We start from the raw sequence: 21,248 nt of genomic DNA, 5'->3' as shown, positions 1-21,248 counted from the left end.
AAACTACACCGTCAGGACTGCGGGTGCAGATGGCCGTCGGCCAGCCCGTCGAGGCCGAGCCTGATCAGCGTGCGGCCGAGGGTCGAGGTCTCGCGAAGCGCGTCCTCCAGCACGGCCAGTTGCCTGAACGCCTCCCCGTACGCCTTCTGCTCCTTCAGCGACAGCCGCGGCACGCGGGTGCGGCGCACGTCGAACCTGCTGGACCCGGTGGTCACCCGGCCGCCCGCGGCCCGCAGGAAGCCGGCCAGGAAGTCGGGGTCGAGCCGGCGGGCGTCGACCCGGTAGAGGGTCAGGTGGGGGCCGAGCACCGCGCCGCCGTCGGTGATGACCCGCACCCCGGAGTAGGAGGCCACCACGTCGCCCGGACGGATCACGACCAGGCCCGGCTGCATGGTGGTCAGGCCGGACGGCGCGCCGCCGCGCAGCACGTCGTCGGCCGTGAGCACAACCACGTCACCCCCGTCGGCGGCCATCTTGGGCGGCGCCTGGGACGTGCTCACCAGGCCCTCCTTGATCAGGTCGCCCAGCGTCGTGGACGGCTGGTCGAGCGGCTGGTCGAGCACCTTCAGATCGGGCGGGACGGCCGCGGCGGCCAGGAACCGGTCGCGGGCCTGCGCGAAGGCGCGGCCCACGTCGTCGCGGCGCTGGTGGCGGGCCGGGGTCATGTCGACCTCGTCGGCCAGCAGGTCGATGATGCGCACGGTCTGGTCGGAGCGGTCGTCGAGGTAGGCCAGCCAGGCGGGCTCGACCGGCGCCAGGTCGGCCGTCGCGTCGAGGATGAGCACCTCGGACGGCGGCCGCTCGCCCGCCTTGGGCCGGCGCAGCAGCCACAGGTCGGAGCCGGGCAGCGCGACCACCGCGCGCAGGGCCCCGGCGCGCAGCAGGTTGGCCCTGATCCGGCGGCCCGCCTTGCGGCTCGCGGCGGCCGGCGGCATGAGCACGGCGACCAGGCCGCCGGGCCGGACGTGGGTGAGGCAGTGCTGGACCCAGGCCAGCTCGGGCTCGCCGCGCGGCGGCAGGCCGTGCTCCCAGCGCGGGTCGCCGGTCAGCTCCTCGTAACCCCAGGCCCGCTCGTTGAACGGCGGATCGCACACCACGGCGTCGGCCTTGACCTCGGGGAAGCCGTCGAGCCGCATGGAGTCGCCGGCCACGATGTCGGCCTGGATGCCGCGCAGCCGCAGCCGGGCGGCGGTGATGGCGGCCGAGGTCTCGCTGAGCTCCTGCCCGAGCACCCGGGCGGGCCGGCCCGGCGGCGGGTCGTCGCCCGCGGCGGGCGCGGGGTCGCCGGCAGCGCTTTCGGACCGTTCCGCCGCGCCGGGCGGCGGCAGGAGCAGGGTGCCGACCCCGCAGGCCGGGTCGAGGACGGTGGCGCCCTCGGCGCGGACGAGCCGCAGCATCAGCTCGGCCACGTCGTGCCGGGTGACCGAGAGCTGGCGGGAGTGGGCCTCCAGGTAACGCTCGCAGAGGAACTCGTAGGCCGTCAGCGCGCCGTGGCGCTCGGCCAGCTCCGACACGAGCCCGGCCAGCTCGGGCTCCAGCTCGCTCTCACCGCTGGTCAGCAACGTTCCAGCCTGGGCGACCAACCGGCCCAGCCGCAGATCGCCGGCGGCTTTCAGGCGTTGCCACACCCGATCTCCCAGCGAGACCTGGTAGGACTTCCCGTAGCGGCGCAGCCAGGACTCGACCTGCCGCAGCGAGAACAGCGGCTGGTTCGCTGTTCCGCCGATCGGCTGGGGGAAGTCGTCGTGGCGGCGGCGCCAGTTGCTCACCGCGGCACGCCCGACACCGGCGAGCCGGGCGATGTCCCCGGCGTTCACGGTCGGGTCGTGGCTCATGAGGCCACAGTAGTTCACAAGAGTCTTCAGCGCATCTGCTTGTGAAGTCTTTCAACCAATGATTTACTGCTGGGTATGAAGCACAACATCCGCTATGCCGCCGGATCAGACGTGGGCCGCCGCAGGGAGCAGAACGAGGATTCCGGCTATGCCAGTGGCCGGTTGCTCGTGGTTGCCGACGGAATGGGCGGGCACGCGGCCGGCGAGCTGGCGAGCTCGGCGGCGATCGCCGTCATGCGCGAGCTGGATGCCACGCTTCCCGAGACGGGCTCGGACCTGGAGGCGGCCCTGGAGGGCGCCGTGCACGAGGCGGCCCGCAGGCTGGTCGAACTGGCCGACATCGACCCCGCCCGCCGGGGGATGGGGACCACGGTGACCGCCATGCTGTGGGACGGCTACCGGTTCGCCCTTGCTCATCTCGGTGACTCCCGCGGATACCTGCTTCGTGACGGTGCGCTCTATCAGATGACCAAGGATCACACACTTGTGCAGTCGATGGTGGACGAAGGGCGGATAACGGAGGATCAAGCCGCCGTGCATCCCCGGCGTTCCATGGTGCTGCGCGTCCTGGGCAGCGAGGGCAGGGCCGAACCGGACATGGCGCTGCGCGAGGCCGAGCCTGACGATCGCTACCTCCTCTGCTCCGACGGGCTCACCACCGTGCTCGGGCCCGAGGTCCTGCACGAGGTGCTGACCACGGTGGCAGACCCCGCGGCGGCCGTCCAGCGGCTCATCGACCTGGCGAACGAGGGCGGCTCGCCCGACAACGTCACCGTGATCGTGGCCGACGTGGTGGCGCCCGGCGCGGGCGAGGTGAGCGTCTACCGGGTCGGCGCCGGGGCCTGACGGGCGGCGCACCATCCGTCTCAGGAGTCACATGCGTCCCGATGCCGAAATTTGGGCCCATAAATAGACACTTTCTGAATGATTCGAGCAATTTCGCGATGGCGCTACTACAGTCCATCGTGATTTGTCGGTTTTTCGGGGAGGAGTCACCCTGGACCCGATCGCGGACGCGCTGCTGAAGCAGGTACGGCAGGAACTCGGTTACAAGGAGAAGAGCGGCCAGACCACCAAATTCGGCCAGTGGTACGCGGATCGCGTCCAGGACACCCAGTACCGCGACGCGCCCTGGTGCGACATGTTCATCGCCTGGGCGGCCGACAGGACCGGCCTCGGCCCGTACGTCGGGCAGTTCGCCTGGACGCCGTCCCACGCCGCCTGGTTCATCAAGCAGAAGGCCTGGGCGCAGCGGCCCGAGCCCGGCGCGCTGGTCTTCTTCGACTGGAGCGGCGGGAAGAGCTACAAGGGCGTCGACCACGTCGGGATCGTGGAACGGGTCGAGGGCAAGAAGATCCACACCATCGAGGCCAACGTCGACCGCGTCTGGCTCAAGCGCAAGGTCAGGGACACCGACAAGGTCGTCGGCTACGGCCTTCCCCGGGTCGTCAAGGCCGCGGCCGACCAGGCGACCGAGATCCGGTCGACCGAGCGGCCGTTCGTGCCCGCGCCGCGCACGGACGCGGGCCGGTCCTCGCCTCTCGACGTCCTGGGCACGCCGCCGGCGTTGCTGGTCGCCATGGTGCTGGTGACCGTCGTGCTCTCCTTACGCGTGACCGGCCGCCGTCGTGGCGTCCACCGCCGCTTCGGCTGGCTGCGGTTCTGGAACGCGCCAGAGGGCCGCGCCGCCGGGCGGACGAGGGACGACGAGGAGTGGGCGCCGCGCGTGACCGTGCTCACCCCCGCCCCGCCGCCGCGCGAGGCCGCCGGAGTCCGCGTGGGCGCCGCCCCCGCCGCCCCCAGCGCCTCCAGCGCCTCCAGCGCCTCCAGCGCCTCCACCGTGCCCGCGCCGCGCGACGGCCGGACGGGCGCGGGCCCTGTTCCCGCCAACCGCCGCAGGCCCTACGCCCCGAAGAACTGAGCTGGCGGGGATCACGAGGTGAGGTCGAGCACCACCTTGACGTCGCCCGGCTCGTGGACGAAGGCGTCCTTGGCCCGGCTGAGCGGGACGCGCCGGGTGACCAGGCGTTCGAGCCAGCTCCGGTCCGCCTGGGCCAGGGCGGTCGCGGCGTCCCGGAAGTGGCGGAGGTTGGCGTTGACCGTGCCGAAGATCGCGTCGTTCTCCAGGACGATGTCCCGGTTGATCTCGCTGACGTCCAGCCGGTGGGTGCGCCCGCCGGCCCCGAGCCCGGCCAGGCAGACGATCCCCGCCGCGGACGTGCAGGTCAGCGCCTCCATGACGAGCTGCCCCACCCCGGTGCCCTCGATGATGATGTCCGGCTTGGCGTCCATGAAGGCCTCCAGGTCGCTGCCCACGTGGTACGTCGCCCCCAGATCGGCCACCAGCGCGGGCTTGGCCCCGCCCGCCGTCCGGTCCAGGACGTGCACCTCCAGCCCGCGCTGCCGGCCCAGCAGCGCCGCCAGCAGCCCGATCGGCCCCGCGCCGGTCACCAGCACCGTGCGCGGCTCGAACCAGGCGCGCGAGCCGATGCGCTCGATGTGCTCCCACGCCTTGGCCACCACGGACGTCGGCTCGACGAGCATGCCCACGCTCTCCAGCGACGGGTCCAGGCGCACGGCGTACCCGGCCTTGACCGCCCACTGCTCGCTGGCGTAGCCGTCGATCTCCTTGATGCCGCGCTCGGTGTAGCGGCCGTTGCGGCACATGTCGAACTCGCCCCGCGCGCAGGCCCCGCACGGCTCGGGGTCGGGCCGGCGCACCACGCCCACGACCAGGTCGCCGGTGGAGAAGGCGGACCCGTCGGGCACCTGCAGCACCCGGCCGAGCGACTCGTGGCCGATGACCATGCGGCTCCTGCCGGGCGGCGCCCAGCCGTACTCGGCCGCCGCCAGCTCCCTGTCGGTGCCGCACACCCCCAGTGCCAGCCCCTGCACGAGCAGCTCCCCGGGCCCCGGCTCCGGATCGGGCACCTCTTCCACCTCTAGCGTCCCCTGCCGGCCCGGCTCGAATGTCAACGCGCGCATCGGCGTCACCCCCTGGGGCAGTCCTTACCCAGACCGGAAGGAGCTACGAGGACGCCTACTATCGAAATAGTTGGACGTCCTAGTATCTTCGCAGGAGGGGTCCCCCTCACAAAGGAGTGATCAGGCGTGCACGTTCCGGCGTACCCTGTCCGTTTCGTGACCGCCGCGGCGCTGTTCGACGGCCATGACGCGGCGATCAACATCATGCGGCGCATCCTCCAGACGCAGGGGGCCGAGGTGATCCACCTCGGCCACAACCGGTCCGTGGACGACATCGTCACGGCCGCCGTCCAGGAGGACGTCCAGGGCGTGGCCATCAGCTCCTACCAGGGCGGCCACGTCGAGTTCTTCACCTACCTGGTCGAGCTGCTGCGCGAGCGCGGCGCGGGCCACGTCAAGGTGTACGGCGGCGGTGGCGGCGTGATCGTCCCCGAGGAGATCGAGCTGCTGCACGAGCGGGGCGTCACGCGCATCTTCTCCCCCGAGGACGGCCAGCGGTACGGCCTGCCCGGCATGATCAACAAGCTGATCGAGGAGTGCGACCACGAGCTGGGCGACCCGCCGTCGGTCGAGGCCGTGCTCTCGGGCGACCAGGCGGCGCTGGCCCGCGCGATCACCTTCATGGAGTCCGGCCGCGCCCCCGCCGAGCTGGCCGAGGGGCTGAAGGCGGCGGTCGCCGTCCAGGAGCGTCCGGCGCGGGTGCTCGGCATCACCGGCACGGGCGGTTCGGGCAAGTCCTCGCTCACCGACGAGCTGGTCCGCCGGTTCCGGGTGGACAACGACGACAAGCTGCGCATCGCCATCCTCGCCATCGACCCCACCCGCCGGCGCGGCGGCGGCGCGCTGCTCGGCGACCGCATCAGGATGAACAGCCTGGGCCCCCAGACCTACTTCCGCTCGCTGGCCACCCGCGGGGCCGCCAACGAGGTCCCGGCCTGCCTCGACGACGTGGTCACCGCGTGCCGCGCGGCCGGCTACGACCTGGTGATCGTGGAGACCCCCGGCATCGGCCAGGGCGACGCCGGCATCGTCCCGCACGTCGACGTGCCCATCTACGTCATGACCCCCGAGTTCGGCGCGGCCTCCCAGCTGGAGAAGATCGACATGCTCGACTTCGCCGAGGCCGTCGTCATCAACAAGTACGAGCGCCGCGGCGCCGAGGACGCCCTGCGCGACGTGCGCCGCCAGCTCGTGCGCAACCGGGAGGCGTTCGGTCAGTCGCCCGAGGACATGCCGGTCTTCGGCACCATCGCCGCCCGCTACAACGACGCCGGCGTCACCGCCCTCTACCAGCACCTCAAGGGCCTGCTGCTGGCGGACGTCGGGCCGGGGCTGCTGCCCGTCGTGACCGAGCGCACCTCCAAGGCGGCCGTGGCGATCGTCCCGCCCGCCCGCGCCCGCTACCTGTCCGACATCGCCGACTCCGTCCGGGCCTACCACGCCGAGACGCTGGCCCAGGCGGAGGTCGCGCGCCGCCGTCAGCAGCTCGCCGCCGTGCGGGAGCTCCTGGACGGCGAGGACGCCCGGCTGGCCGGGCTCGCCGAGCAGGCCGAGGGGGAGCTGAGCGAGGAGAGCCGCCGCCTGCTCGACGGCTGGCCCGCGGTCAGGGAGGCGTACCGCAGCGACGAGCTGGTCGTGAAGATCCGCGACCGGGAGATCCACACCCCGCTCTGGCGCGAGACGTTGTCCGGCAACCGCATCCCACGCGTGGCCCTGCCGCGCTTCAGCGACCACGGCGACCTGCTGCGCTTCCTGCGCTCGGAGAACCTGCCCGGCTCGTTCCCGTTCACCGCCGGGGTGTTCCCCTTCAAGCGCGACGACGAGGACCCGACCAGGATGTTCGCCGGCGAGGGCGACCCGTTCCGCACCAACCGGCGCTTCAAGCTGCTGTCGGAGGGCCAGCCCGCCACCCGGCTGTCCACCGCCTTCGACTCGGTCACCCTGTACGGCCACGACCCCGACCTGCGTCCCGACATCTACGGAAAGGTCGGCACCTCGGGCGTGTCCATCGCCACGCTCGACGACATGAAGGTGCTCTACGACGGGTTCGACCTGGCGGCGCCCAACACGTCGGTGTCCATGACGATCAACGGCCCGGCGCCCACGATCCTGGCCTTCTTCCTCAACGCCGCGCTCGACCAGGCCCTCGACCGCTTCCGCGCCGAGCAGGGCCGCGAGCCCGACGAGCAGGAGGCCCGCGACCTGCGCGCCCGTACGCTGGCCACGGTCAGGGGCACGGTGCAGGCCGACATCCTGAAGGAGGACCAGGGGCAGAACACCTGCATCTTCTCCACCGAGTTCTCGTTGCGGATGATGGCCGACATCCAGGAATGGTTCATCCAGAACGGGGTCAGGAACTTCTACTCGGTCTCCATCTCCGGCTACCACATCGCCGAGGCGGGGGCCAACCCGATCAGCCAGCTCGCGTTCACGCTGGCCAACGGGTTCACGTACGTGGAGGCGTACCTGGCCAGGGGGATGCGGATCGACGACTTCGCGCCGAACCTGTCGTTCTTCTTCTCCAACGGCATGGACCCCGAGTACAGCGTGCTCGGCCGGGTGGCGCGCCGGATCTGGGCGGTGGCCATGCGCGAGCGTTACGGCGCGGCCGAGCGCTCCCAGAAGCTCAAGTACCACATCCAGACCTCGGGCCGGTCGCTGCACGCACAGGAGATGTCCTTCAACGACATCCGCACCACCCTGCAGGCCCTGATCGCCATCTACGACAACTGCAACAGCCTGCACACCAACGCCTTCGACGAGGCCGTCACCACCCCGTCGGCCGACTCGGTGCGCCGGGCGATGGCGATCCAGCTCATCATCAACCGCGAGTGGGGCCTGGCCAGGAACGAGAACCCGCTGCAGGGCTCGTTCATCATCGACGAGTTGACCGACCTGGTCGAGGAGGCCGTGCTGGCCGAGTTCGAGCGGCTGTCGGACCGGGGCGGCGTGCTCGGCGCGATGGAGACCGGCTACCAGCGCGGCAAGATCCAGGACGAGTCGATGCTGTACGAGATGCGCAAGCACGACGGATCCCTGCCGATCATCGGCGTCAACACCTTCCGCAACCCCGGCGCCGAGCAGTCCGACCCGCACAAGCTGGAGCTGGCCAGGGGCACCGAGGAGGAGAAGCAGTCGCAGCTCGACCGCCTGCGCGCCTTCCACGAGCGCAACCGGTCGCAGGCGCCCGCGGAGCTGTCCCGGCTGCGCGAGGTCGCGATGTCCGACGGCAACGCGTTCGCGGTGCTCATGGACGCGGCCCGCGTCTGCTCGCTCGGCCAGATCACCGAGGCCCTGTTCGAGGCCGGCGGCCAGTACCGGCGCAACGTCTAGCCGCAGGCGGCGAACCACGGCCCGCAGGCGGCGACAGCCGCCTGCGGGCCGTCCCCGAGCCGCTACGGCGTGGGGGAGATCGCGCCGCTAGGATCGCTGGTCGGGGAACATCGCTATCAGGAGGCTTTCATGTCCGACGTCACTTTCAAGGGCAACCCGATCACCGTGGGCGGCGCCTTCCCGAAGCCCGGCGACGCCGCGCCCGCCTTCAAGCTGGTCGGCACCGACCTGGCCGACCGCACGCTGGCCGACTTCGCCGGCAAGACCAAGGTGCTCAACATCTTCCCGAGCGTCGACACCGGCGTCTGCGCGGCCTCCGTGCGCCGCTTCAACCAGGTCGCGTCCGAGCACCCCGACGCGGTCGTGCTCTGCGTCTCGGCCGACCTGCCCTTCGCCCAGAACCGGTTCTGCGGCGCCGAGGGCCTGGACAAGGTGACCATGCTGTCGCTCATGCGCGGGCGCGAGTTCCTCGCCGACTACGGCGTGGCCCAGGAGTCGGGCCCGCTGGCCGGTCTGGCCGCGCGCGCGGTCGTCGTGATCGACGGCGACGACAACGTGGTCTACTCCGAGCTGGTGCCCGAGATCACCCAGGAGCCCGACTACGAGGGCGCGCTGTCCGCGCTCAAGTAACCCGCGCTCAGGCAGCCCCGCGCTCAGGCGGCGCCGAGGCGCTCACGGAAGTCGGCGGCCAGCTCCAGCAGGTGGTCGTCGTTCGCGGCGGTGTGCTGGAGGTCCAGGATGACCTCGTGGACCCCGGCCTCCGCCGCCTGCGACAGGTACGCCGCGATCTCGACGACCGTGCCGCTGCGCGGCGGGACGCCGTCGCCGGTGATCACCGGGTTGGCGCGCAGGATCATGCGCAGGGCGCCGGGGTCGCGTCCGGCCTGCTCGGCGCTCTTCCTGACCGTCTCCCACATCGACAGGAGCACGGGCACGGGCAGCGTGGCCGTCAGCCAGCCGTCGCCCCTGCGCCCGATCCGGCGCAACGCCTCCGGGGCGAACCCGGCCAGCAGCAGCGGCGGGCGGCGGGCCGGCTTGGGGTCGATGTGGCTGGGCGCGATCGTCCACAGCTCGTGCTCGAACGTCACGAGGTCCGCGCCCCAGATCGCCTCCAGGGCGTCGAGGGTGGCCTCGTAACGTTCGGCCCGGCCCTTCCAGGGCACGCCCACGGCGGCGTACTCGTCGGAGGACCAGCCGAGGCCGAGGCCCGCCGCCAGCCGGCCGCCGCTCAGGTGGTCGATCGTGGTGAGCGAGCGGGCCAGCACCGGCGGGGGGTACCAGCAGGCGTTGAGCGCGCTGGTGCCCAGCCGGGCCGACGAGGTCACGGACGCGGCCACCGCCAGCACCGCGAACGGGTCGAGGAACACCCGATGGGCCTCAGGCACGCTGCCGTCGCCCCCGGGATAGCGGTCCTTGGGCCGCAGCGGCGTCAGCAGCCGGTCGCCCGCCCACAGGCTCGCGAACCCCATCGCCTCGGCCTCGCGGGCAACCCGCGTCACGCTGCCCAGCGCGGCGAACCTGCCGTACTGGGGGACGGCGAGGCCGAGGTCCATGGGCGCGTCCTAGACCTTCCTGGCCACGCCGCACACGATGAGCGACGACTCGGGACGGTCCATGAAGTCGATCGTGTCCGCCTGGTCGGGATGCCATTCGGGCAGCCACACCAGACCGGGCTCCACCAGCTCGAACCCCTCGAACAGCTCCCTGATCCTGGCCCGGCTGCGCAGCGCCAGCCGCGCGGTGGCGTTGCGGTAGACCTCGGTGCCCGTGCTGACCGCGTCGGGACGGGCGTCGCTGGTGCCGTGGGACATGACCAGGTAACTACCCGGCGCCATGGCCTCACGCAGGGTCTTCAGGATCCGCTCCGGATCGTCGGACTCCTCGATGAAGTGCATGATCGCCACCAGCAGCACGGCGACCGGCCGGCTGAAGTCGATGGTCCGCAGCACCTCAGGGTCGCGCAGGATGTCGCCCGGGTTGCGCAGGTCGCCCTCGACCACCGTGGTGTCCTCGCCGTGGCCGGTGAGCAGCGCCCTGGCGTGCACCAGCACCACGGGGTCACGGTCGACGTAGACGACGCGGGAGCCCGGGGCGACCTTGGCGGCCACCTCGTGCACGTTCCCCTGGGTCGGCAGCCCCGTGCCGATGTCGAGGAACTGCCTGATCCCGGACTCGGCGAGGTGGCGTACGGCGCGGCCGAGGAAGGCGCGGTTGGCCCGCGCCGCCGCCCGTACCTCGGGCGCCACCGTGAGGATGCGCTCGGCCGCCTCGCGGTCGACCGGGAAGTGATCCTTGCCGCCGAGGTAGTAGTCGTAGAGCCGTGCCACGTTCGGCGTGTTCGGATCGAAATCCGATGCCTCGTGCTCCAACCGTCGAGCCCCCGATCACAGAGTTTTAACGATCTTTACCGGGATTCTACGGATCTATACCGACATAAGAGTGGTGCTACGCATATTTCAGGAAAACGCAACCTAAGGTGGTGCCGTGGTCCACGATGACACAGGGGTCCCTGTGGAGGTACCCCAGACCGTCCGGCGGATCGTGTCGCTGGTGCCGTCGCTGACCGAGTCGGTGGCGGCGACCGTCCCGGAGGCGCTGGTCGGGGCGACGGACTGGTGCACGCATCCGGCCGATCTGGACGTGGCCCGGGTCAGGGGCACCAAGAACCCCGACCTCGACGCCGTCCTGCGCCTGCGCCCGGACGTCGTCCTGGCCAACGCCGAGGAGAACCGCGCGCCCGACGTCGAGGCCCTGCGCGAGGCGGGCGTGGCGGTGTGGGTGACCAGGATCGAGACGCTGGAGCAGGCGTTCGCCTCGCTGGAGCGCATGTTCGCGCACGCCTGCCGTAGCGGCTGCCCGGACTGGCTGGCGGAGGCCCGCCAGGCGTGGGGAGCCCCAGCGCCCGGCCCGCGCCGCACCGCGATCGTGCCGATCTGGCGCCGCCCCTGGATGGTCGTGGGCCGCGACACCTTCACCGGGGACGTGCTGCGGCACCTCGGCGTGGACAACCTGTACGCCGCCCACCCCGACCGCTACCCGAAGATCCCCCTGCCCGAGCTGACCGGCCACCGCCCCGACCTGGTCGTGCTGCCCGACGAGCCCTACGCCTTCAGCGCGGACGACGGCCCCGAGGCGTTCCCCGGCCTGGCCTGCGCGCTGGTCAGCGGCCGCCTGCTGACCTGGTACGGCCCCTCGCTCACCGAGGCCGCCACCGCCCTGCCGCGCGCGCTGGCCTGATCAGCCGACGGCGGCCAGCGCGCCGTCCACGGCCGCGGGGGAGAGCACGTGCTCCATCACGATCACCGCCATGCCCACGATCCCGGCCCGGTCGCCGAGCCTGCTGGTGACGATCTCCAGGTTGCGCGTCGTGTACGGCAGGCTCCGCCGGTAGACGATCTCCCTGATCCCGGTCAGGTAGTGCTCCTCCGTCTCGGCCATGTCCCCGGCCAGCACCAGCACGCCGGGGTTGAGCAGGCTGACCGCGGTGGCCAGCACCACGCCCAGCGTGCGGCCCGCCTCCTGGACGCCTGCGATCGCCGCCGGGTCGCCGGCCTGCACCAGGCGCACGACGTCGCGGCTGGTCTCCCGGCCGAGGTCGGCCGCGAGCGCGTGCCCGCTGGCCAGGGAGGCCACGCAGCCGCGGGAGCCGCAGGTGCACACCCGGTCGTCGGTCTCCCGGATGCGGACGTGCCCGATGTTGCCCGCGGCCTCCTCGACGCCCCGGTAGATCCGCCCGTCGAGGACGATGCCGGTGCCGATGCCGGTGGACACCTTGACCAGGATCAGCGACTCGGTCTCCCGCCAGGACGACCACCACTCGCCGAGCGCCATCGCGTTGGCGTCGTTCTCGACCAGCACGGGCACGTCGTACGCGCGCCCGACGGCCTCCCTGATCGGGTGGTCGTCCCAGCCGGGCATCAGGAACGACCTGATCACCCGTCCGCCGGTGTGGTCGACCGAGCCGGGCAGGTCGAGCCCGATGCCGCACACGTCGCCCGCCGGCCGCCCGGCCCTGTCCAGCAGGCGCTGGAACGCCTCGCGCACCCACGTCAGCACCGGCTCGGGCCCGCGGTCGATGCGCATCTCGGCGCGTTCCTCGGCCATCGGACGGGCGGCCAGGTCGGTGAGCGCCACCCTGGCGTGGGTGGCGCCCAGGTCGGCCACGAGGATCAGCCGCCGGGCGGCGTCGATGTCGAGCACCGAGGGCGGCCGGCCGCCGCCCGAGGCGCCGACGCCGGACTCGTGCAGGTAGCCGGCGGCGATGAGCCGGTCGACCCGGTCGGTGACGGTCGACCGGGACAGGCCGGTGAACTCGATCAGATCCTTGCGGGTACGGCAGGAGCCATCGCGGATGAGCTGGAGGACCTGCCCTGCCGTCAGCATGTCTATCCCTTCTCCGCTCCCGCCGTGAGGCCCTCCGTCAGCAGGCGTTCGCCGGCGAAGAACACGATCACGATGGGCAGCGTCAGCACCACGGATCCTGCCATCAGCACCGTCGTGGGGATCTCTATGCTCCCCGCCAGCTGAGAGAGCCCCAGGGAGACCGTCCAGCTCTCCCGCCGCTCCACGAGGAACAGCAGGGCGAACAGGAACTCGTTCCACGCGATCATGAACGCGTAGAGGCCGGTTGCCATGAGCGCGGGCTTGGACAGTGGCAGCACCACCCGCCAGATGGTCGACAGCCGCGAGCAGCCATCGATCGCGGCCGCCTCCTCCACGCTCTGCGGCACGGTCTCGAAGTAGTTGCGCAGCATGTATACCGTGACGGGCACGGTCTGCGCGATATAAACCAGGATCAGTCCGACCAGAGATCCCCTGAGACCCAGCATGGTGAACAGCACGAACAGGGGGATGGCCAGCACGATCGCCGGGAACAGGTAGACGGCGAGGAACAGGAAGTGCACCTGCCGCCGGCCGAAGAAGCGCAGCCGCGCGACGGCGTAGGCGCCCGGGATCGAGATCAGCAGCGTGGCGGCCACCGAGGCGACCGCCACGACCGCGCTGTTCCTGATGAACGTGAGGAACCCCTGCGTGGTCAGCACGTTCACGTACGTGTCGAGGGTGAAGTGCCGCGGCCACACCGAGCCCGGCTCCAGGACGAGCTCCTGGATGTCCCGTACGGACAGCGTCACCATGTACAGGAACGGCAGCCCGGTGACGGCGAAGAGGAACACGATGACCACGGGCCGCAGCGCCGCGAACAGCGCGCGCTCGAACCTATCCCTGCTCACGGTCGCCTCCCGAGAAGAAGCGCAGGTAGACGGCCAGGAGGACGACGAGGACGACGGCCAGGACGATCGCCTGCGCGGCCGAGGCGCCGATGTCGTCGCGGGCGGTCAGGAAGTTGTAGACGCGCACGCTGACCACCTCGGTGCCGGCGCCGCCGCCGGTCAGCAGGTAGACGTCGTCGAACTTGGTGAAGGTGAACACGAACCGCAGCACCGCCAGCAGCGCCACGATGCGCCAGAGCTGCGGCATGATCACGTGCCGGAAGCGCTGGGTGGGGGTGGCGCCGTCCACGACCGCGGCCTCCTCCAGCTCGGCCGGCAGCGCCTGCAGCCGGGCCAGGATGAACAGGAACGCGAACGGGAAGTACCGCCACGCCTCGAACGCGATCACCGTGAGCAGCGCGACCGGCACCTTCAGCCCCAGAAGGTCGCCCTGGGCCTGGGTGAGGAAGGCGATCGGCTCTTTCAGCCAGGTGTTCACGATGCCGTACTGGGGGTTCAGCATGGTCTCCCACAGGAAGGCCACGGCCACCACCGGCGCCACGTACGGGATCAGGATCGAGGCCCTGACCAGCGTGCGGCCGGGGAACCTGCGGCGCAGGGCGAGCGCGGTCACCAGGCCGATCGCGATCGACAGCGCCGTGCCGGCCACCGTGTAGATGAGGGTGTTGAGCAGCGACGCCCAGAAGCCCGGCTCGGAGATCACGTACGTGAAGTTCTCCAGCGTGTAGTGCCCGAAGACGCCCGCCCGGCGGATGTTGATCAGCCGGACGTCCTGGAAGGCCAGCATGATCGCCCACAGCAGCGGCAGCACCACCACGACCAGCGTGATGACCAGCGTGGGCGAGATCAGCGCCAGCCCGGCCCGCCCCTCCCGCTGCCGCAGGGTGCGGGGTGCGCTCATTGCCGGATCCCGCGCTTGATGGTCTCCACGTCTTTCTTGGCCTGGGCGGCGGCGGCCTGCGGGGTCAGCGAGCCGTCGGCCACCTGGCTGAGGGCCTTGGGCACGGGCAGCTCGCCCATCGTGGCGCCGACCAGCTTGCCCTGGCCCTGCGGGATGCCCCAGCGGGCGAAGGTGTCGGGGCTGCGGCGCAGCGCGTCGAGCACGTCGGCCGGGTAGACCTCCGACAGCGGCTTCTTGACGTCCACGCCCGCGGGCAGCTTCTTCCACTTGTCGGCGAAGCCCTTGCGGGTGGGGAACTTGCCCTCGGGGGCCATCCCGATCCAGCGCTCGTAGCCCTCGTCCATCATGTACTTGACGAACGTGGCGGCCGGGTCGGCGGCGGCGCCGCGCAGCACCGCCCAGGAGACGATCTCGCCGTACTGGGCGGGCGCGCTCGCGCCGGGGCCCTTGAGCGCGGTGACCACGCCGGTGTTCCGCGCCAGCCACTCGGGGTCGCCGCGGCACTCGGCGCAGCTCGGCAGCGCGTCCTTACGCAGCCCCGCCAGCTCGTCGAGGATGAACGACGACCAGATCATCATGGCCGCCTTCCCGGAGAAGTACGTGGCCCGGGTGGAGTCGACGTCCTGTTTGCCCTTGACCGAGTAGTTCTTCGCCAGTTTCGCGTAGAAGTCGAAGGCTTTCACACACTGTGGGCTGTCTAGCGCGACATTTCCGGAATTGTCGACTAGTTGGCAGCCGTTCGCCAGCGCCACGTGCTCGAAGCTCTGCGCGGTGAAGGAGTCCTTGGGCGCGATCGCCAGCGTGATGCCCGCCACCCCACCCGCGTTCAGCTTCGCCGCCGCCGCCTCCAGCGCCTCGTAGGTGTCCGGCGGCGCCAGCCCGGCCTTGTCGAACAGGTCCTTGCGGTAGAGCAGGAGCTGCGCCCAGCCGTCGCTGGGCACGGCCAGCAGCCTGCCGCCCGAGGAGTCCAGTTCGAGCGCGCGCGGCGAGAAGGAGTCCCTGCCGAGCCCGTCCACGATCCGGCCCGGCGTCTCGGTGTCCAGCAGGTCGTTGGCCTCCAGCTCGCGGACGGAGGCCAGCGGCAGCGCGCCGATGACGTCGGGGAGGTCGTCCGCGGCGGCGGCGGCCGTCACGGTCTGGCTGAACTGGTCCTCCCCGACGCCGACCAGCTTCACCTTGATCCCGGTCTTCCTGGTGAACTCGGCGATGATCTGGTTCTGCACGGCCATCCGGTCGCCGAGGTTCTCCTCGGTCCAGACGGTGATCTGCTTCGGGCCGGACTGCTGCTCGCCGCCGTCGCCGCAGGCCGTGAGGGCGGCCGAGGCCAGCAGTGCGACGGAGAGGACGGCGGTGACCCTGTTCGGCATGGCGCGCTCCTCTGGTTGGGGATATGCCGCACTTACCCGTAGAAAAGGGGCAGGCACCTGGCGTAGGCGAGAACGAGACCGGTCCGTACCCTCGCCGTGCCGCCGCAGCACGTCATCAGGGCCTTCGGTAAAAGGTTGGTCGGCTTTGCGGCAAATCTTTCCCAGAACCGATCACGGACGCCCACCTCGAAACGATCTGGTCTGATGTCATTTCGGTCATCCGGCTGCTGCCCGGACAAGTACTTCCGGCGCTTCCGGAACAGGTGGCCAGACAGGGCGTGACATGTCGGTAAGGTCTCTTTCCAGAACGCGCCCTACCGGAAACCTGGATTCCATCGGCCGCGATCGACGGAAGTCGTAGACTTACGAGTGTTTCGAGCGCAACTATGGTGTGCAAACAAACACTAAATCTCCGACTTTTGTTTGATCGAGAAGCGTAAGTGTGGGGTATGCGCGTCATCACCTTCCAAGAGCCAGGCCGTGTCAGCGTCAGCCTGGAATCGCCCGCCGAACTCGTGCCGGGCTCCGTCCGGGTGCGGACCCTCTATTCCGGGGTCTCCGCGGGCACCGAGCTGACCGCATATCGCGGCACCAATCCCTACCTCACCCGTAAGTGGGACACCGAGCGCCGGCTCTTCCTCGAAGGCCAGACGCACGCCTACCCCCTGTCCGGCTGGGGCTACCAGGAGGTCGGCGAGGTGGTGGAGGCGGCCCCCGACGTCGCCGAGCCGCCCGTCGGCAGCCTCGTGTGGGGCATCTGGGGCCACCGCGCGGAGGCCGTCGTCCCCGCCGAGAAGCTGGCCGGGCACATCCTGCCGCCGGGTGCCGACCCCGTCGCGGGCGTCTTCGCCCGGGTCGGCGCCATCGCGCTCAACGCCGTCCACGCCGCCGACGTGCACCTGGGCGACCAGATCGCGATCTTCGGCCAGGGCGTCATCGGCCTGCTCGCCACCCGCATGGCGGTGCTCAGCGGCGCCCGGGTGGTGGCCGCCGACGCCATCCCCGACCGGCTCGAACTCGCCAGGAAGTTCGGCGCGGCCGAGACGTTCGACGTGCGGTCGGGCTCGGTCGCCGAGTTCCTGCGCAAGCGCATCGAGGGCGCCGACACCGCGATCGAGCTCAGCGGCAGCCACCTGGGCCTGCAGGAGGCCATCAGGAGCGTGCGCAAGGGCGGCCGGGTCGTGGCGGCCGGCTTCTACCAGGGCGACGGCATCGGGCTGCGCCTGGGCGAGGAGTTCCACCACAACCAGGTGCAGCTCGTCTCCTCCCAGATCGGCGGCGTCGCCTCCTGGCTGGCCCACCGCTGGGACGTCGAACGCCTCCAGCGCACGTTCATGGAGCTCGTCCACCGGGGCGAGGTCGAGGTCGGCGACCTGGTCACCCACCTGGTGCCGGTCGAGCAGGCGGCCGAGGCGTTCGACCTGATCGACAAGCACCAGTCCGAGGTGCTCCAGCTCGTCTTCACCTTCGAGGAGTCACGATGAAGCTCGCCGCCCAGGAGCAGCTTCTGCCCGGCCGCAGCCTGCAGGAGAAGTTCGCCTTCGCGGTGGAGGCCGGGTTCGACGCGATCGAGCTGAGAGGCAAGGGCGACTTCCACTTCGCCGGCCGGCTGACCGAGCTGAAGCGGGCGCTGGCCGACGGCGTCGTGATGCCGACGGTGTGCGTCGAGATGCCGCACTTCATCGGCGACTTCGACCCGGCCAAGCGCAAGGACGCCATCCAGCAGCTCAGGTCGCAGCTCACGGTGATCGCCGAGCTGGGCGGCATCGGCGTCATGACCCCGGCCTCGTGGGGCCAGTTCTCGCTCCGGCTGCCGCCGTTCGAGCCGCCGCGCACCGCCGCCGACGACCGCGAGGTGCTGGCCGAGGCGCTCGGCATCCTCGGCGAGCACGCCCAGCGCAACGGCGTGCTGATCATGCTCGAACCCCTCAACCGGTACGAGAACCACATGGTCAACACGCTGGCCGACGCGGTCTCGTACTGCTCGATGGACTCGATCAGGATCGTCGGCGACACCTACCACATGAACATCGAGGAGGACGACCCCTGCCGGGCCCTGGCGGAGGCGGCCCCGTACATCGCGCACATGCAGATCAGCGAGTCCAACAGGAACCAGCCCGGCACCGGTCACCTCGACTGGGGCGCCCAGCTCGCCACGCTCGACGCCGTCGGCTTCGACGGCTACCTCGCCCTCGAATGCCGGCTGCGGGGCGAACCCGAGATCGTGCTCCCGCAGACGGCGGCCTTCATCAGGAAATTCCTATGATCCTTCGCGACGCCGTACGCGTGCTCGTCGCCAACTGGGACGGCAGCCACACGGTCCCCTCCCGTCGCCTGTACCCCCACCAGTGGAGCTGGGACTCCGCCTTCATCGCGATCGGCAACGCCCGCTGGTCGCCGCGGCGGGCCAGGGTGGAGCTGCTGTCGCTGTTCGGCGCCCAGTGGGCCGACGGCCGGGTGCCGCACATCGTGTTCAACCCCGTCGTGCCCGAGGGCGCCTACTTCCCCGGCCCGCAGTTCTGGGGCGCCCGCGCGCCGTCCGGCTCGGCGACCTCGGGCATCGTGCAGCCGCCCGTGCACGCGCTGGCGGCCTGGAAGGTGCACCAGGCCGAGCCCGACCCGGCGTTCCTGGCCAGGATCTACCCCAAGCTCGTCGCCCAGCAGGAGTTCCTGCGCGCCTCCCGCCGCTCGCCCGAGGGCCTGATCTCGATCGTCCACCCGTGGGAGTCGGGCATGGACAACAGCCCGGCCTGGGACCTTCCGCTGCGGGCGGTCGAGACCGGCGCGACGGGCTTCGTCCGCCGCGACCTCAACACCGTCAGCGCCGACGAGCGCCCCACCGACCGCGACTACGAGCGGTACGTCGCCCTCGCCGCCGCCTACCGCGACAGCGGCTACCAGCGGGCCGGCTCGTTCGAGATCGAGGACCCGCTGTTCAACGCCGCGTACGGCGTGGCCGAGTCGGCGCTCGCCGAGATCGCCGAGGTGTGCGGCCACGACCCCGCGCCCCACCGGCGCGAGGCCGCCGCCGTCACCGCCGCCATGATCGACCACCTCTACCAGGACGGCCACTTCCGCCCCCGCGACCTGCGCACCGGCCGGCTGATCCGCTCGGGCAGCGCCGCCGGCCTGGTGCCGCTCATGCTGCCGGGCCTGCCGCCGGAGATCGCCGAGGCGCTGATCGGCACGGCCCTCGACAAGTTCTCCCTCAAGGACGGCGTGCTGCCCAGCCACGCCCCGGCCACGGCCGAGTTCGACCCGGCCCGCTACTGGCGCGGGCCGAGCTGGATCAACCTGACCTGGCTGGTCTGGCAGGGGCTCAGGGACCGCCGTCCCGACCTGGCCGACCTGCTGGCCGAGGGCATGATCCACGCCGTCGCCCACTCCGGCTTCCGCGAGTACTTCAACCCCTTCACGCTGCGCGGCCACGGGTGCCGGGACTTCAGCTGGTCAGCGGCCCTCATCCTCGACGTCGTGGCTGAGCACGGCCTGGACGGCCTGCCGCCGTCGGGCCGCGAGATCGGTCAGAAGTTCGGGAGCCTCCCCGAAGCCGACGACGTCGGTGACCAGGTGCTCGCGTAGCAGCCTCCCGCGCTCCCTGAGCAGGCCGATCGTCTCGTGCGACAGGCGTTCCCGGTCCCAGGCGTGCGCGAGGCCGCGCGGCACCCGGCCGATCTGGGCGCAGCGCAGTGCCAGCCCGTTGTGGTGGAACTCCTCGCCGAGCCGCACCTCGTCGGCGCCCTGGGTGTAGAACGCGAGGTCGATCAGCGTGCCCTGCGGGCGCAGCAGCCGCAGCCCCAGGGCCAGCGCCCGCGGTTGACCGCGGCACTGGAAGACCAGGTCCGCGCCGCGGTCATTGGGGGCGTGCCGCCAGCGGCGCTTCAGCGTCACCGCCGGGTCGTCGTCGGGGGCGGCCAGCGTCTGCGCGCCGATCGCCTCGGCCACCGCGAGCCTGGCCCTGGTCTCGTCCACGACCACCACCTCGGCGGCCCCGCAGGACAGGGCGAAGGACGCGGTCAGCAGCCCCACCACGCCCGCCCCCACCACCGCGACGCGGCGGCCGCGCACCCCGTCGCCCAAATGCTGGACGGCCGGGCCGTGCAGGTCGGCGGCCGCGTGCAGCAGGCCGTTGGCGCAGATCGGGCCCATGTGGGCGACGTAGATGCCGAGCAGCGGGTCGAGGTCGCCGGGCAGCACGACGAACCGGTCGGCCATCGGGTCGGCCACGTACGCCGTGCGGTGGCCGTAGGCCATGGCGACCCGCGCGCCCTCGGCCACGGCCCGCGTGCGGGTCTCGGCGACCACGCCCACCTGCATGTAGCCGATGCCGCGCACCGGGTACGCCACCGACGGCGTGCCCGGCAGGAACAGCCCGAGCGCCGGGTCCCAGGCCGAGTTGAGGTAGGGGTTGGCGCCCTTGAGATAGGTCAGCTCGGTGCCCGCCGAGACGCCGCTGTGCGTGGTGGCGACCATGAAGCCGCCGTCGGGCAGGCCGGGCAGCTTCTCCTCGACCAGGCGCACCTCGCCGGGCGCCTCGATGCTCAGGGTCGTGCTCGTCGCCTCAGTCATCCAGCATCACCGGCCTCCGTTCCGCCGCGGAGCGCGCCAGCGCGACGGCCAGGCGGTGGGTTCTCAGGGCTTCGCGGTACGGCGCGCGCACGTCGGCGTCCTTCCCGCGCACCGCGTCGATGAACGCGCGGTCCACGAGGGTCTTGGCGTGCCCGCCGTCCTCGACGGCCTCCTCGCCGTCCACCAGCAGCCGGGTCTCGCTGAGTTCCAGCGCGATGCCGTCGGCGCACACCTCCAGCCCCACCCGGTGCTTGCGGCGCAGCAGGCAGGAGGTGGCCAGCAGGCCGGTCGCGCCGCCCGCGAAGCTCATGACGGCCGAGGTGGCCCGGTCGATCTCGCCGTCCACGGCGTTCCCGGCCGGTACGGCGTGCACCATCGACACCTCGCCCACCAGCAGCCGGGCCAGGTCCAGGACGTGCACCGCCTGCTCCAGGATCTGGCCGCCCGACAGGCTCGCCTGGAGCCACCAGCCGACCGGCGGGACCTTGTCCAGCCAGTGCCCGAGCGCGAGCTGCACGGGCCGGCCGTCGAGCCGTTCCCTGGCCCGGTCGACGATGTCGAGGTAGCGCCAGTGGTGGCCGACCGCGGACGGCAGCCCGCGCCGGTCGATTTCGGCTGCGATGTTTTCTGCGGTTTTGAGGTCGAGAGAAAGGGGTTTTTCCACAAAAATCGGGAGATTACACGACAAGACGTCGTATTCGGGGTTACCGTGCGCGAAAGGAGGCACACAGACGTAGACAGCGTCGAGACCGCCGGCCTCCAGCAGGCCGGCATGGTCGCCGTAGGCGGGGGCGCCGTGCGCGGAGGCCAACGCCTCAGCCTTGTGGAGATCGGTGTCGGCCACCCCGGCAATCGTCACATCGGGGAAGCCGGACAGGACATCTGCGTGGCGAGCGGCGACATTTCCGGCACCAATGATGCCGACACGGGTAATTGGGGACACAACCCGACATATGCCACGTCTAGGGGTTAACAAACAACGATGTTCAAAGGCGCATAGATCGGGCAGGGGTCGTGCCCCTATGAG

General features: G+C 71.2%; 17 protein-coding genes and 1 pseudogene. 8 read left to right on the top strand and 10 right to left on the bottom strand.

Annotated features, from left to right (window positions below; all coding sequences use genetic code 11):
* Positions 1–11: 11 nt before the first annotated feature.
* Positions 12–1,835 (bottom strand): class I SAM-dependent DNA methyltransferase, encoded by a 1,824-nt coding sequence (locus ACIBST_RS07060; protein ID WP_397169782.1) that lies wholly within the window; start codon positions 1,833–1,835, stop codon positions 12–14.
* 75 nt (positions 1,836–1,910) lie between these two features.
* Between ACIBST_RS07060 and ACIBST_RS07055 the strand changes: the two genes are divergently transcribed.
* Both ACIBST_RS07055 and ACIBST_RS07050 read left to right on the top strand, forming a co-directional pair.
* Positions 1,911–2,681: a protein phosphatase 2C domain-containing protein gene (locus tag ACIBST_RS07055; RefSeq protein WP_352349865.1), complete on the top strand. Its 771-nt coding sequence runs from the start codon at positions 1,911–1,913 to the stop codon at positions 2,679–2,681.
* 124 nt (positions 2,682–2,805) lie between these two features.
* Positions 2,806–3,756: a CHAP domain-containing protein gene (locus tag ACIBST_RS07050; RefSeq protein ID WP_397169780.1), complete on the top strand. Its 951-nt coding sequence runs from the start codon at positions 2,806–2,808 to the stop codon at positions 3,754–3,756.
* Between the two features lie 11 nt (positions 3,757–3,767).
* On the opposite strand, the gene ACIBST_RS07045 is transcribed toward ACIBST_RS07050, so the two are convergent.
* A complete protein-coding gene (locus ACIBST_RS07045; protein WP_397169778.1) occupies positions 3,768–4,820 on the bottom strand; it encodes a glucose 1-dehydrogenase in 1,053 nt (350 codons plus the stop codon).
* Between the two features lie 126 nt (positions 4,821–4,946).
* Between ACIBST_RS07045 and icmF the strand changes: the two genes are divergently transcribed.
* Positions 4,947–8,153, top strand: a complete 3,207-nt coding sequence (gene icmF, locus ACIBST_RS07040) for a fused isobutyryl-CoA mutase/GTPase IcmF (protein ID WP_397169777.1) — start codon at positions 4,947–4,949, stop codon at positions 8,151–8,153.
* Between the two features lie 129 nt (positions 8,154–8,282).
* Positions 8,283–8,783, top strand: a complete 501-nt coding sequence (gene tpx / locus ACIBST_RS07035; protein ID WP_397169775.1) for a thiol peroxidase — start codon at positions 8,283–8,285, stop codon at positions 8,781–8,783.
* A gap of 23 nt (positions 8,784–8,806) precedes the next feature.
* Here tpx and ACIBST_RS07030 read toward each other — a convergent pair whose 3' ends face one another.
* Positions 8,807–9,706 (bottom strand): TIGR03619 family F420-dependent LLM class oxidoreductase, encoded by a 900-nt coding sequence (locus tag ACIBST_RS07030; RefSeq protein WP_397169773.1) that lies wholly within the window; start codon positions 9,704–9,706, stop codon positions 8,807–8,809.
* Positions 9,707–9,715: 9 nt separating this feature from the next.
* A complete protein-coding gene (locus ACIBST_RS07025) occupies positions 9,716–10,522 on the bottom strand; it encodes an SAM-dependent methyltransferase (protein ID WP_397169771.1) in 807 nt (268 codons plus the stop codon).
* Between the two features lie 142 nt (positions 10,523–10,664).
* Here ACIBST_RS07025 and ACIBST_RS07020 point away from each other — a divergent pair, with 142 nt between their 5' ends.
* Complete coding sequence (locus tag ACIBST_RS07020; RefSeq protein WP_397169770.1) at positions 10,665–11,390, top strand: helical backbone metal receptor; 726 nt, start codon at positions 10,665–10,667, stop codon at positions 11,388–11,390.
* On the opposite strand, the gene ACIBST_RS07015 is transcribed toward ACIBST_RS07020, so the two are convergent.
* From ACIBST_RS07015 to ACIBST_RS07000, 4 genes are read right to left on the bottom strand one after another with little or no spacing between them, the layout of a single operon-like run.
* Positions 11,391–12,536: an ROK family transcriptional regulator gene (locus ACIBST_RS07015; protein ID WP_397169769.1), complete on the bottom strand. Its 1,146-nt coding sequence runs from the start codon at positions 12,534–12,536 to the stop codon at positions 11,391–11,393.
* A gap of 2 nt (positions 12,537–12,538) precedes the next feature.
* Positions 12,539–13,384, bottom strand: a complete 846-nt coding sequence (locus ACIBST_RS07010) for a carbohydrate ABC transporter permease (protein ID WP_397169767.1) — start codon at positions 13,382–13,384, stop codon at positions 12,539–12,541.
* Entirely contained in the window at positions 13,371–14,285 is a 915-nt protein-coding gene (locus ACIBST_RS07005) for a carbohydrate ABC transporter permease (RefSeq protein ID WP_397169765.1), read from the bottom strand. Before ACIBST_RS07005 ends, ACIBST_RS07010 begins: the two co-directional genes overlap by 14 nt.
* Positions 14,282–15,652 carry an ABC transporter substrate-binding protein gene (locus ACIBST_RS07000; RefSeq protein ID WP_397169763.1) on the bottom strand — a complete coding sequence of 457 codons (1,371 nt, stop codon included), beginning with the start codon at positions 15,650–15,652 and terminating at the stop codon, positions 14,282–14,284. Before ACIBST_RS07000 ends, ACIBST_RS07005 begins: the two co-directional genes overlap by 4 nt.
* Positions 15,653–16,101: 449 nt before the next feature.
* Here ACIBST_RS07000 and ACIBST_RS06995 point away from each other — a divergent pair, with 449 nt between their 5' ends.
* From ACIBST_RS06995 to ACIBST_RS06985, 3 genes and pseudogenes are all read left to right on the top strand, one after another.
* Complete coding sequence (locus ACIBST_RS06995) at positions 16,102–17,136, top strand: zinc-binding dehydrogenase (protein WP_397169761.1); 1,035 nt, start codon at positions 16,102–16,104, stop codon at positions 17,134–17,136.
* Positions 17,133–17,918, top strand: coding sequence for a sugar phosphate isomerase/epimerase family protein (locus ACIBST_RS06990; RefSeq protein ID WP_357971002.1), 786 nt, complete (start codon positions 17,133–17,135; stop codon positions 17,916–17,918). Before ACIBST_RS06995 ends, ACIBST_RS06990 begins: the two co-directional genes overlap by 4 nt.
* A pseudogene (locus ACIBST_RS06985) lies at positions 17,849–19,093 on the top strand (MGH1-like glycoside hydrolase domain-containing protein); the annotation flags it as partial. The gene ACIBST_RS06990 and the pseudogene ACIBST_RS06985, both read left to right, overlap by 70 nt.
* 9 nt (positions 19,094–19,102) lie before the next feature.
* Here ACIBST_RS06985 and ACIBST_RS06980 read toward each other — a convergent pair.
* Entirely contained in the window at positions 19,103–20,221 is a 1,119-nt protein-coding gene (locus ACIBST_RS06980) for a zinc-binding dehydrogenase (protein WP_397169759.1), read from the bottom strand.
* Positions 20,214–21,164, bottom strand: a complete 951-nt coding sequence (locus tag ACIBST_RS06975; RefSeq protein ID WP_397169757.1) for a Gfo/Idh/MocA family protein — start codon at positions 21,162–21,164, stop codon at positions 20,214–20,216. Before ACIBST_RS06975 ends, ACIBST_RS06980 begins: the two co-directional genes overlap by 8 nt.
* Between the last annotated feature and the right edge of the window lie 84 nt (positions 21,165–21,248).

The organism is Nonomuraea sp. NPDC049684, assembly GCF_044465345.1.
Taxonomy (GTDB): domain Bacteria; phylum Actinomycetota; class Actinomycetes; order Streptosporangiales; family Streptosporangiaceae; genus Nonomuraea.
Note: the sequence above shows the minus strand (reverse complement) of the source record. Positions and strands in the feature narration are given on the sequence as shown.

What these genes read in the sequence shown, in the direction of transcription:
- ACIBST_RS07030 (WP_397169773.1), bottom strand. Translation starts at nt 9,706, where the DNA reads ATGGACCTCGGCCTCGCCGTCCCCCAGTACGGCAGGTTCGCCGCGCTG.
- ACIBST_RS07000 (WP_397169763.1), bottom strand. Translation starts at nt 15,652, where the DNA reads ATGCCGAACAGGGTCACCGCCGTCCTCTCCGTCGCACTGCTGGCCTCG.
- tpx (WP_397169775.1), top strand. Translation starts at nt 8,283, where the DNA reads ATGTCCGACGTCACTTTCAAGGGCAACCCGATCACCGTGGGCGGCGCC.
- ACIBST_RS07055 (WP_352349865.1), top strand. Translation starts at nt 1,911, where the DNA reads ATGAAGCACAACATCCGCTATGCCGCCGGATCAGACGTGGGCCGCCGC.
- ACIBST_RS06980 (WP_397169759.1), bottom strand. Translation starts at nt 20,221, where the DNA reads ATGACTGAGGCGACGAGCACGACCCTGAGCATCGAGGCGCCCGGCGAG.
- ACIBST_RS07045 (WP_397169778.1), bottom strand. Translation starts at nt 4,820, where the DNA reads ATGCGCGCGTTGACATTCGAGCCGGGCCGGCAGGGGACGCTAGAGGTG.
- ACIBST_RS06995 (WP_397169761.1), top strand. Translation starts at nt 16,102, where the DNA reads ATGCGCGTCATCACCTTCCAAGAGCCAGGCCGTGTCAGCGTCAGCCTG.
- ACIBST_RS07060 (WP_397169782.1), bottom strand. Translation starts at nt 1,835, where the DNA reads ATGAGCCACGACCCGACCGTGAACGCCGGGGACATCGCCCGGCTCGCC.
- ACIBST_RS06990 (WP_357971002.1), top strand. Translation starts at nt 17,133, where the DNA reads ATGAAGCTCGCCGCCCAGGAGCAGCTTCTGCCCGGCCGCAGCCTGCAG.
- ACIBST_RS07005 (WP_397169765.1), bottom strand. Translation starts at nt 14,285, where the DNA reads ATGAGCGCACCCCGCACCCTGCGGCAGCGGGAGGGGCGGGCCGGGCTG.
- ACIBST_RS07015 (WP_397169769.1), bottom strand. Translation starts at nt 12,536, where the DNA reads ATGCTGACGGCAGGGCAGGTCCTCCAGCTCATCCGCGATGGCTCCTGC.